Origin of the sequence: Acinetobacter lwoffii (genome assembly GCF_024129685.1) — a bacterium.
Classification (GTDB): Bacteria; Pseudomonadota; Gammaproteobacteria; order Pseudomonadales; family Moraxellaceae; genus Acinetobacter; species Acinetobacter lwoffii_X.
The window spans coordinates 1-11,669 of record NZ_JAMXXL010000052.1 but is presented as its reverse complement, the minus strand read 5'-3'; the positions used below and the strand labels follow the sequence as shown (position 1 = coordinate 11,669).

General features: G+C 43.2%; 8 protein-coding genes. 3 read left to right on the top strand and 5 right to left on the bottom strand.

Features of this window, described 5'->3' with window-relative positions:
- Positions 1–189 precede the first annotated feature (189 nt).
- Positions 190–375: a hypothetical protein gene (locus NI464_RS15165; RefSeq protein WP_253139427.1), complete on the top strand. Its 186-nt coding sequence runs from the start codon at positions 190–192 to the stop codon at positions 373–375.
- 14 nt (positions 376–389) lie between these two features.
- On the opposite strand, the gene ruvB is transcribed toward NI464_RS15165, so the two are convergent.
- The 5 genes from ruvB to NI464_RS15140 form a co-directional block, all read right to left on the bottom strand.
- On the bottom strand, positions 390–1,397 hold the full coding sequence (gene ruvB, locus NI464_RS15160; RefSeq protein WP_004279105.1) for a Holliday junction branch migration DNA helicase RuvB: 1,008 nt from the start codon (positions 1,395–1,397) through the stop codon (positions 390–392).
- Positions 1,398–1,622: 225 nt separating this feature from the next.
- Positions 1,623–2,225: a Holliday junction branch migration protein RuvA gene (ruvA, locus tag NI464_RS15155; RefSeq protein ID WP_180037150.1), complete on the bottom strand. Its 603-nt coding sequence runs from the start codon at positions 2,223–2,225 to the stop codon at positions 1,623–1,625.
- 115 nt (positions 2,226–2,340) lie between these two features.
- On the bottom strand, positions 2,341–3,681 hold the full coding sequence (locus NI464_RS15150) for a deoxyguanosinetriphosphate triphosphohydrolase (RefSeq protein WP_253139424.1): 1,341 nt from the start codon (positions 3,679–3,681) through the stop codon (positions 2,341–2,343).
- 195 nt (positions 3,682–3,876) lie between these two features.
- Complete coding sequence (locus NI464_RS15145; RefSeq protein WP_004645659.1) at positions 3,877–4,008, bottom strand: putative transporter small subunit; 132 nt, start codon at positions 4,006–4,008, stop codon at positions 3,877–3,879.
- Between the two features lie 11 nt (positions 4,009–4,019).
- Positions 4,020–5,657 (bottom strand): sodium:solute symporter family transporter, encoded by a 1,638-nt coding sequence (locus NI464_RS15140; RefSeq protein WP_005265803.1) that lies wholly within the window; start codon positions 5,655–5,657, stop codon positions 4,020–4,022.
- A 1,303-nt stretch (positions 5,658–6,960) separates the two neighbouring features.
- Between NI464_RS15140 and purL the strand changes: the two genes are divergently transcribed.
- Together purL and NI464_RS15130 are read left to right on the top strand one after the other, a co-directional pair.
- Positions 6,961–10,794: a phosphoribosylformylglycinamidine synthase gene (gene purL, locus NI464_RS15135; RefSeq protein WP_253139421.1), complete on the top strand. Its 3,834-nt coding sequence runs from the start codon at positions 6,961–6,963 to the stop codon at positions 10,792–10,794.
- Positions 10,795–10,914: 120 nt separating this feature from the next.
- Entirely contained in the window at positions 10,915–11,655 is a 741-nt protein-coding gene (locus tag NI464_RS15130) for an abortive infection family protein (RefSeq protein WP_253139418.1), read from the top strand.
- Positions 11,656–11,669: the final 14 nt, after the last annotated feature.

The window sequence follows — 11,669 nt, the reverse complement described above, 5'->3', positions numbered from 1 at the left end:
ATAGACGGAAACGATTTGGTCTAAGAATGAATTTAATTGCTGGAATGGTGAACTGGACGCTCTTAAATTAACTTTCGCAAGAGATCTAATAAAAACATAGCCAGTTTAGATAATGAAAGTTTAAAGCTGAATTACCATCAGTTTGAAAATAGTATAACCAAGGTGCTTTCATATATCAGACCAGGTGAGGTGCTAGATGAACAAGTTAGAAAGGAGTTATTTGACTTATTAGATATGGCAACGCAGTTAATTAGCTGTATTTTGGGAGATAAGGATTGTACTGACCAACTAGAAGAACTTGAATATAAGTTGGGATATATTAATGCAAGTTTAAACATATTTTTAATTAATATGCTAAATGAAGAAGCAGCCTAAGCTGCTTCTTGAAATCACTTCTCTTTCGGTTCAGGTGGTGTCATCCCAAACTGCAAATACGCCATATTGGTGGCAATACGACCACGCGCAGTACGCATCACATAACCTTGCTGAATCAGGTAAGGCTCAATGACATCCTCCAACGTGCCTGAGTCTTCCGCCATAGCTGCTGCGAGTGCCTCAACACCGGCAGGGCCGCCATCAAAACGCTCAAGTAACATCGACAGGTAACGGCGGTCGAGGGTATCTAAACCATCTTTATCGACTTTGAGCATGTCCAAAGCACGTTGGGCCATATCCTGATTGATTTCACCAGTCCCTTTGACCTGAGCGTAATCACGGACACGGCGCAATAAACGGTTGGCAATACGTGGTGTGCCTCGTGAGCGACGGGCAATTTCTTTTGCGCCATCTCCCGTCATAGGTACATCCATCAAATTGGCTGAACGCTTGACAATGTGGGTTAAATCTTCAACCGAATAAAACTCTAAACGCTGTACGATTCCGAAACGGTCACGCAGCGGAGAGGTGAGTAGACCGGCACGTGTAGTTGCAGCTACCAAGGTAAATGGCGGTAAATCCAGTTTAATCGAGCGAGCAGCAGGGCCTTCACCAATCATGATGTCGAGCTGATAATCTTCCATTGCCGGATACAGGATTTCTTCAATCACGGGTGAAAGACGGTGAATCTCGTCAATAAACAGGACATCACCTTCTTCCAGATTGGTTAGCATCGCGGCTAAGTCGCCGGCACGTTCCAGAACCGGACCAGAAGTTGACTTAAGATTGCCACCCATTTCTCGGGCAATAATATTGGCCAACGTTGTTTTACCCAGACCTGGCGGACCAAAAATCAAGGTGTGATCGAGGGCTTCTTCACGGCCGCGGGCTGCACCAATGAAAATTTCCATCTGCTCACGAACCACCGGTTGACCGATGTAGTCATCGAGGGAAGTTGGGCGGATGGCGCGATCGAAATGATCTTCGGGTTTTTCAGAACCACTGATGAGACGGTCTTGCATATCTATTAACTTAATCTCTTTATTGAAGCTGTTTGATGCTGCGGAAACAGCCTCAAATAATGATTTGTGTTTAGTTGCCATTGTGTAGGCGTTGTTTTACTTTTGAAAGATCAAAAGTAACAAAAATCTTTTGTTGAACTGAGGGTGTGTCCTACACCCCAGTTCAACGGGCGACATCCTTGTCGCCATACATTTATCAAATTTGGGTTGATGGTGGACTACGATTTATCTATTCATCGACTTTAATGCAGCGCGGATAATATCGCTGGCTTCTGTAAATTCGCCTTTGGCGGCATTCACCAGTTTTTGTGCTTCAGCAGGCTTATAGCCCAAGGACTGTAATGCAGCTTCCGCTTCAGCCACGGCTGAATTGCCCATAAACTGAATCTGTGGTGCAGTTGAATTACTTGGCACAGCACCTGAAGCCATGGCTTTAAAGCGGTCACGTAATTCAATCATCAGGCGTTCTGCAGTCTTTTTACCCACCCCCGGAACCTTGACCAGAGTATTGATATCTTCATGTTCAACGGTGTGGATCAGCATTTCCACACTTAAAGTGGAAAGGATACCAAGCGCCATTTTCGGACCAACGCCGTTCACCTTTAATAAGGTACGGAAAATGGTTTTTTCCTGCGCATTGATAAAGCCATAAAGTAACTGGGCATCTTCACGAACAGCCAGATGGGTCCACAGGGTAATGTTCTGGCCTTTTTGCAACTGACAGAAAGTGGTTAAAGGAGTGTCAATCTCATAACCTACGCCGTTTACATTTAATAAAACAGTAGGCGCTTCAAGTGCCAGCACTTCCCCAATCAGGCATCCAATCATTTTTTATATACTCAAATTTAATACAGGCATAGTAGTCAGCATTTTCGATAAAGGCAAAACTCTATCATTCAAAAGCAGTGATTTTGCTGAGATTATCATCAGGCGCTCGTTCACATTAGAGTAACCCGGCTTTATTGCCATGCAGTTCCTGCGCCAGATTATAGGCCTGATGATCAGAAAACTTGGAGACAATATCCAGCACCTGCATGATATTGGCATAGTGATCATCTGCGAAATATGCACCTGAGCGTTTTAAAATAGCCATTAATCGTTGTTCCTTAAAACTCAATGTCTTCTGTGGCGTGCTCAATGGAATAAAGGCATCCAGAATCGTCTGCAAACTTTGATGTGCGATAATTTCCAGACCTGCTTTTTGCGGATGTTCAAAGATTTTGTCTCGCGCCAGTTCTTTGGCCCGGTTAATACCCATTTCAATATCAGCACTACAATAACCCAGCAATGAGCCTTGTAATTGGCCCATCAGAATTTCCTGCTGATGTCGTGCAAATGCTGTAGTAACTTCTTCTACCAGACGTTTCATTACCCGGCCACGCAGCGCGGCAATTTTTTGTTGCCAGGTGGTATAAGGCATATTGATTTCTTCAGGCGTACCATATTCACCCAGCAAGTTCAGAAAGACTGGTTCAACTTCCGCATAGCTGAGCATATTCAGGCTGATGCCATCTTCCAGGTCAATCAGTGCATAGCAGATATCATCCGCAGCTTCTAAAAGATAGGTCAGCGGATGACGGCAATAATGATAGTCACCTAGCTGGATCAGGCCCAAATGTTCAGCAATTTCCTGCAAAACCTCTTTTTCAGACTGGTAGCAGCCGAATTTCGGACGACGGCTGGCAGGGGTGTTGCCGGTCGGGTCAATGGTTTGCGAGAGCCACGGATATTTGAGATAAGCGCCCAGAGTGGCATAGGTCAGACGCATACCGCCATCATTAGGATGATAATCAATCTTGGTCAGCAGACGCAGGCCCTGGGCATTACCTTCAAACTGACGGACATCCGCTTCCTGTTCGGGACTCAGGTTTTTTAAGAAGTCGGTATGTGATGCATCGTCAAACCATTCCCGAATGGCATATTCGCCGGCATGGCCAAAAGGCGGATTACCAATATCATGTGCCAGACAGGCGGCCTGAATGATGGCACCAACATCAGCCGGAGAAATCCAGGCAGGTAAATTATCTTTGATTTTCTCTGCAGCCAGCATACCGAGTGAACGGCCAATACAGGAGACTTCCAGTGAGTGGGTTAAACGGGTATGAATGCCATCATGCTGGGTCAATGGATGGACTTGGGTTTTGCGGTTTAACTGCCGGAAGCTTTGCGAAAAAATAATACGGTCATAATCTTTATGAAACGGGCTTCGTGCCAGTTCAGTGCTCTGCTTTTTACTACCAATCCGAACTGTCGAAAGCAGTTCTAACCAACGCATTTGAGTCATTTATCATTATTCAGTGATCCACTATTTGCATCATGCCAAAAAACTAGCTCCTGCACTAGGGCAGTGCGACATGAATTGTCATGCTCCCTATTGTTATTTTAGTCAGCTGGAAAAGACTGAGATTAAAAATCGAAATCATCAAATGAACAATAAAAAAGCAGACTCAATGGCCTGCTTTTTGTTTAGGATGAAGAATCAAATTAGCTCTTCGCCATTTTTCTTGGCCTGTTGTGTGTCTTTATAGACATTCAGGCAAATCGTGAACAAGACCAGGCTTGCCACCAATGGCCAAAAAAGTACATATAGGGTCAATAATTGACTTGTCATCTGAAATCTCCTTATTTACTTTTCTCAGATAGCTGGTGAAATTCAATCACCATCTTATTGATTTGTTTAAAATCAAATCGTTCTTTACTGTAGACCAGCGTCAACACAGTACATACCAGCGCACTACTGCCATAAGCTGTTAGTGAGCTTAACAAGGTGCCGTATTCACGCAAGAAGCCGATGGTCCATGGCATGAAGCCAATACTGGCCAATATGCCAACGACCAGACCCACTTTCTTGCCGAAGAAACCAAAGGTCATCAGACCCAGCACCACACCAATCCCCAGGGTCGCAACGAGTTCAAAGCCAAGTGCGATCAATCCCTGAATCGGAAGCCATTCAAAACGTACTATCAGAAAGCTGAAAAATGCGAGGCCCACTGACCAGTTAAAGGCCCGGGCATTCACCTTGTCCCAATACAGGCTGACAATCACCGGGAACACAATAGAGCCCCAAAGTGCACCCACAAAAATCAGCATCGATAAAATGTCAAACTTCAAGGTGGCAATCACAATTCCAAGCATGGTGGCAACGATCATGGTCATACGGCCAATAAATAGCATTTTCTTTGGATCAGGACGGTTTTTCGCAATCTGTTTGCCATAAATGTCCGTCATGACAATCGCAGACAGGGCAGACAGATCCGAGTCAGCGGTAGAAGACAGGGCTCCAATCACCATGATGAATAACAGCGCGACCATAAATGGCGAAAGATAAGTCGCTGCCATTTGCGGAATCAGGTTATTCAGGTTGCCATCAATAGGTTGAATACCTGCAAATAACGCCAATAATCCAAGCATGCCTAGACCAATAACAATTGCAGCATAACCAATCGTTGCAGTAATAAAGCTTGGCTTAATCAGATCTTCACGGACTGCAAACAGGCGCTGGGCAATGGTCTGATTACCAATCGCGTAGGCCAATACGGCAACAAAAAACGGTGCGCCTTGTTCCAGAAAGGCCGTTTTAGAGAAAAAATCCAGCTGTTCCGGTTGCAGGTGATGAATCCCGCTTTGAAACAGGGATGGCCCACCTAAGGTAAAGAATAAGGTTGGAATAATGATCACAGCCGCGACAATCATCGCCACCAGCTGACCAAAATCGGTAAAGACTGAGGAGCGGAAGCCCGACCAGAGGGTATAGGACAGTACACCGATACCGGTAATCAGCACACCATGGATAAAGCTTAAAGGAGATAAAATTTCAACCAGTGCCCCGGCAGCGGTAAAGTTCACCATCAGACTGATCACGCTACCCACAATATTGGAACCCGCCAGAATCATCTGGCTTTGATTGCCATGCCGGGCATGCATGATTTCTGCCAAAGTGTGTGCATTAGGCGCCAGTTCACGAAAGCGCTTACCAAAGGGATAGATAAATAAAATCATCAGCGCACCCCACAAACCATAGTGTAGGGCACCGGAAACGCCGTATGTATATCCGGATGAAGCCGCTGCATAAAATGATGCGGCCCAGATCCAGGTGGCGGTCATACTGGCCGCAGACATTCCAAATCCGATGGAGCCATTCGAGACCATGTAGCCATCGACATTTTCATTTTTCTGTTTGATACGTAACGATAGTAAAAAGGTGATGCCATAGAAAAGCACCATCAATAGTACAGTTGCTGTACTAGTGAATTGAAACATACATACTCCTTAAGCGGGTCACCTTTTGTTTTTGAAAATTAAATCATTGGTGACAGATTAAGGCTCTAAAATAGACAGAGCAGTGAAGCTATAGAACATCAAAAAATTAGTGTCCGAATATAGAATTTATATTCATCTCTACAGCAGAAAGGAAAAACTATTGCCAGGCCCAGAATTTGGACAATTCCTCAGCAATTCGGCTAGAGCTTAACATAAAATCATCAAATTTACTGATGAAGTGTCTATTTGGTAAGATTCTTAGCTGATATAGACGTGTGGGCCTGTTATTCTGTTAGTTGAATAAAAAAGAAAATTTTCTATATTTTTTCATCAATTACAAATATTTATTTTAAACTTTTCGAGTTAAATAAAACCTGAGAATACGGATTAAATAAAAAAGGTAACAAAATTTTATTATTAATCATTTCTTCATTATTTTTTTATATAAGCCTCATAATTCATGGTAAATTTTCTCATAAATACGAGTGGTGTTTTGCTATTTATATTCTGCTTTTTGCGCATAATAGAGCTCATGAATAAGTGATGAAATTTCAAAATATTGGATATGGTGGGGTAATTTTGTCGATATCATTTTTGGTCTTTTAGATGAGTAAATTTCGCTTAATTATGATCTAAGAAAATAAATATCAAATATGAAAAAATAAAGGGATTAAATAAGGAATTTTATTTTTATTCTTTTAGAAGATGAGAATAGATGTTCGGTTTCCCCCCGCATATGATGTCAGATTAAAATACCGCTCAGTATTAATTATTCGTTTCTATGGGGAGTAATCTGCTTCTGGTGCTGGAATGGCGGAGATGAGCGGAGAACTGTTCCTTGTAGTACAGAAAACGGCAGAAGACCTTTAACCAGTTTTCTAATCTTAAAAGTCAAAGTTAAGAGTCAATCAAAATAATTAAAAACAGTCTGCAAAAATACGACTTTATGAAATCTTGTAATCAAGTATTTCATTTTGGCCTAAATCGGAGCTTTGACAGATCATGACAATAAAACCTGAATTTGATTTTGCACTGATTCTTGTTGAAAAATAATACAATTTTTATATAGAAAATTATTCTGAACCGGTTTTGATTTTTCTTTTAAAAAATGTGATAACCTGTGCGACTACATTCAATTTTCTTGCCTGAAAATAAACAAAATATTTTAAAAGTCCAAGATATTTCAGGCGTAGTTTTCTGCTTTGGCATCTAGCCGATTTCCTTATTTCACAGTAGAATATGCGCTCTCTCAAGTCACATTGTGGCATGGTTGTTCAGACCATCCCGTGGAGCCAAAATCAGCATGTTTATCGTTGCCGGTGCACCCGCACATTCTTCTTTTAAGAAAACTCAACTATTATCGCGTTTGACGTCAATTAGTTCTGTTCAATCAATTGAAAGTCAATGGGTCTACCTCTTTGACCAAGCGCTCAGCGAGCAACAACAGCAATCAGCTTTACAGCTTCTCAACGATGGTCAATTTTTTGAATTGCACCAGGCTGCAAGTGATGAAATCCAGATTTTAGTCACACCGCGCGTCGGAACCATCTCTCCTTGGTCCTCTAAAGCGACGGACATTTTCAAAAACTGTAATACGCCGGTTCATCGACTTGAACGCGGCATTTTATTTACTTTGAAGGGCGTAAAAAAGCTCTCTAAAGAAGCATTGCAAGTACTTCACGACCGTATGACTGAAAGCGTATTCAATGCGATTGAAGATGCTGCGGTATTATTTGTGGAAACTGCGCCAAAACCATTGAACTCGATTGATATTCTGGGTGAAGGTAAAGAAGCACTGGTAAAAGCCAACAACGAGTTTGGTTTTGCATTATCAATGGACGAAATTGATTACCTGACTGAGGCTTTCATCAAGCTAGGTCGTAATCCGAATGACATCGAACTGATGATGTTTGCGCAAGCCAACTCTGAGCATTGCCGTCATAAAATTTTTGGTTCGGAATGGACCATTGATGGTGAAGTTCAGCCATTATCATTGTTCCAGATGATCAAGAACACCTATAAAGAATCACCAACAGATGTATTGTCGGCTTATAAAGACAATGCTTCGGTGATTGTCGGTTCGGATACCCAGCGTTTTTATCCAACTCAAGAAGATAACGGGCATCAGGTTTATAAATACAAGAGCCAAGCTGCTCACATCCTGATGAAAGTGGAAACCCACAACCACCCAACAGCAATTGCACCATTTGCCGGTGCAGCGACAGGTTCAGGCGGTGAAATCCGTGACGAAGGTGCGACCGGTCGTGGTGGTAAGCCTAAAGCAGGTTTAACCGGCTTCACGGTATCTAACCTGAATATTCCGGGCTTTGAACAGCCTTGGGAAGAAAACTACGGCAAACCATCGCGTATGGCATCGCCGTTACAAATCATGATTGAAGGCCCGCTTGGTGGTGCTGCGTTTAACAACGAATTTGGTCGTCCAGCTTTAAACGGTTACTTCCGTACCTTTGAACAAAACGTGAATGGCGATGTTAAAGGTTTCCATAAGCCAATCATGATCGCTGGTGGTTACGGAAATATCCGTCCAGATCACGTTGAAAAAGATCCGATCTTACCGGGCGATTTGCTGATCGTACTCGGTGGTCCAGCCATGCTGATCGGTCTTGGCGGTGGTGCTGCATCTTCTGTAGATAGCGGTAAATTGGGCGAGAACCTTGATTTTGCTTCGGTACAACGTGAAAACCCGGAAATGGAACGCCGTTGCCAAGAAGTGATCGATACTTGCTGGCGCATGGAAGACCACAACCCAATCGTGTCGATACATGACGTGGGTGCGGGTGGTGTATCAAATGCCATGCCTGAACTGGTGAATGATCACGAGTTAGGTGCAGTGCTGGATCTTCGTAAGATTCCATCTTTAGAACCTGGCATGTCGCCAATGGAGATCTGGTCAAACGAAGCGCAAGAACGTTATGTATTGGCGATTCGTCCATCTTCTTTAGAATTATTTGAGTCAATCTGTGCGCGTGAACGTTGTCCGTTTGCAGTACTGGGTGAGGCGACTGAAGCACGTCACTTAACCGTTGAAGATCCATTGTTCGGCAACAAACCGGTGGATATGCCAATGCAGGTGATGCTTGGCGGTACTCCGCGTATGAGCCGTTCCTATGAAACGATTGAACGTAAAGGCGATGATTTTGACGCGGCTAAAGTTACGGATTTAAAAGATGCGATTTATCGCGTTCTGAAAAACCCGACAGTGGCTTCTAAATCATTCCTGATCAGTATTGGTGACCGTTCGATTACCGGTATGGTCGCGCGTGACCAGATGGTAGGTCGCTGGCAGGTTCCTGTCGCGGATGCTGCTGTGACAACTACAAGTCTTGTCGGTTACACTGGTGAAGCGATGGCAATGGGTGAGCGTCCTCCAGTAGCCTTGTTAAATCCTGCTGCTTCTGCACGTTTATCGGTGGCTGAATCGATCTCGAACATCATGTCTGCGAAGATTGAAAAAATCAGCGACATCAAATTGTCTGCAAACTGGATGGCTGCTGCGGGTCAACCGGGCGAAGATCAGGCATTGTTCGAAGGCGTGAAAGCCATCGGTATGGAAATGTGTCCTGCACTGGGTATCGCGATTCCAGTCGGTAAAGACTCATTGTCTATGCGTACCACCTGGAATGATGAAGGTGAAGACAAGTCTGTGACTTCTCCAATGTCGGGCGTGATCACTGCATTTGCGCCAGTGACTGATGTGCGTCAAACATTGACTCCTGAACTGAAAGATATTGAATCTATATTGGTTCGTATTGATCTGTCTAAAGGTCAGTTCCGTTTAGGCGGTTCGATTCTGGCGCAGGTATACAAAGCAATTGGTTCAGTTACTCCTGATGTGGATAGCTTCGATGACTTCAAAGCATTCTTCGCATTGGTTCAAGACTGGAACAACCGTGGTTTGATCAAGGCGTATCATGACATCGGTGATGGTGGTTTATTGGCGACTGTTGCAGAAATGATGTTCGCATCACGTCTGGGTGTTGCTCTAGAAGATCAATCAACTGCAAGCCTATTTGCTGAAGAGATTGGTGCAGTTCTACAAATTGCCAAAGCAGATTGGGAAGCATTACAAGCTGAAGTTGCAGCATCTACGCTTAAAGATGCAATTGCAGTGGTTGGTAGTGTAAACAATATGGACCAATTGTCTATCAATGGTCTGGTACTTGAACGTGCTGACCTGCAAGTGGCATGGACTGAAGTTTCTCATGAAATCCAGCGCCTACGTGACAACGTACAAACTGCAGATCAGGAATTTGCCTTAATTACTGATAAAGCGCACAAAGGTATTATCGCCCAACCAACATTCGACTTGAACGAAGCGATTGAAGCACCTTTCATTAACTTGCGTCGTCCAAATATGGCAATTCTGCGTGAGCAGGGTGTGAATGGTCATATTGAAATGGCGGCAGCTTTCGACAAAGTCGGTTTCAATACCGTTGACGTCCACATGAGTGACTTGCTGGCAGGTCGTATCAGCCTGGATGATTTCGAAGGTTTGGTAACGTGTGGTGGCTTCTCGTATGGTGACGTGATGGGCGCTGGTGGGGGCTGGGCGAAATCCGTATTGTTCAATGCTAAATTGCGTGACCAGTTTGAGAAATTCTTCAACCGTCAAGAAACCTTCTCGCTCGGTATCTGTAATGGTTGTCAAATGTTGTCTCAATTGGCTCCATTAATTCCGGGTGCGGATGCTTGGCCACGTTTCCATCGCAATACGTCTGAAGTATTTGAAGCGCGAGCAGTGAACGTTCGTGTGGAAAAATCGAATTCAGTATTGTTACAAGACATGCAAGGTTCGATTCTGCCGATCGCTGTGGCGCATGGTGAAGGTCGTGCAGTTGCAACGGCGGAAAACTTTGCTGCACTGAATGCATCGAATCAGGTGGTTCTACGTTATGTCGACAGCCATGGCAATGCAACTGAACAATATCCGTTGAACCCGAATGGTTCACCGGAAGGTATTACCGGTGTAACCTCTCAGGATGGCCGTGCAACGATTATGATGCCGCACCCTGAACGTAACTTCCGCGCGCTCCAGCATTCCTGGAAACCAGAAGACTGGGATCAAGACGGTGCTTGGTTACGTATGTTCCGTAATGCACGTAAATTTATTGGCTAATTGATATAATCAAGAATTAAAAAAGCCCCGAAAGGGGCTTTTTTAATAAGCAAATTATAGATTTATAGGTGATTAGATATAGAATTGAAAAAGATTAAAAAATGAATAAAGAGTCCTCAAATGTCCGATTTAATTGAAAAAGTTTTACTTTTACAAGAATTGCTAATAGCTAGAGCTACTGATACTTATGAAAAAGGTTCTTCAGAGGCATTTATGCAGCTTAGACAAGAGTTACTGACATTTAAAAACTTTTATGAATATATTCCATTTTTTATTAAAGACACACGCACATTAGATGAATTTGAAGCTAGGATTAAGTGGGATTTTGAATCTTACGCTGAACGTGAAAATTATATTTATTCGGAATTTAAAGAATTCTTTAATGTATTAGAAAGTCTAGATGTTCCTCTATTGGATCAGGTAGTACAGTTGAAGATTGCTGAATTAAGCTCGGATTATATACATCAAATATGGCAGAAAGCATTAGAGCGAAGAAGTACAGATCCCGAAGGTGCGATTACATTAGCTCGAACACTTTTAGAGTCGACCTGCAAATATATTCTTGATGAATACGAAGTCGGTTATGGCAATGCTCCAGATATAAATCAACTGTATAGATTGGTGAGTAAAGAATTAAACCTTGCTCCATCTCAACATACGGAGCAGACTTTCAAACAAATTCTCGGAGGATGTAGTTCCATCATTGAAGGTTTAGGATCATTGAGAAATAAAGTGGGTGATGCTCATGGGCAAGGTAAAATAAACTTTAAACCTTCTCCAAGACATGATCCTAGCCAAATAATTAGACAGCGGTTCCCTCTAAATTTTTCAAATATTCTTTTTCAAAAGCTTCGGGACTAACCCAGCCATTTGCA

What these genes read in the sequence shown, in the direction of transcription:
- ruvB (WP_004279105.1), bottom strand. Translation starts at nt 1,397, where the DNA reads ATGCAAGACCGTCTCATCAGTGGTTCTGAAAAACCCGAAGATCATTTC.
- ruvA (WP_180037150.1), bottom strand. Translation starts at nt 2,225, where the DNA reads ATGATTGGATGCCTGATTGGGGAAGTGCTGGCACTTGAAGCGCCTACT.
- NI464_RS15150 (WP_253139424.1), bottom strand. Translation starts at nt 3,681, where the DNA reads ATGACTCAAATGCGTTGGTTAGAACTGCTTTCGACAGTTCGGATTGGT.
- NI464_RS15145 (WP_004645659.1), bottom strand. Translation starts at nt 4,008, where the DNA reads ATGACAAGTCAATTATTGACCCTATATGTACTTTTTTGGCCATTGGTG.
- NI464_RS15140 (WP_005265803.1), bottom strand. Translation starts at nt 5,657, where the DNA reads ATGTTTCAATTCACTAGTACAGCAACTGTACTATTGATGGTGCTTTTC.
- purL (WP_253139421.1), top strand. Translation starts at nt 6,961, where the DNA reads ATGTTTATCGTTGCCGGTGCACCCGCACATTCTTCTTTTAAGAAAACT.
- NI464_RS15130 (WP_253139418.1), top strand. Translation starts at nt 10,915, where the DNA reads ATGTCCGATTTAATTGAAAAAGTTTTACTTTTACAAGAATTGCTAATA.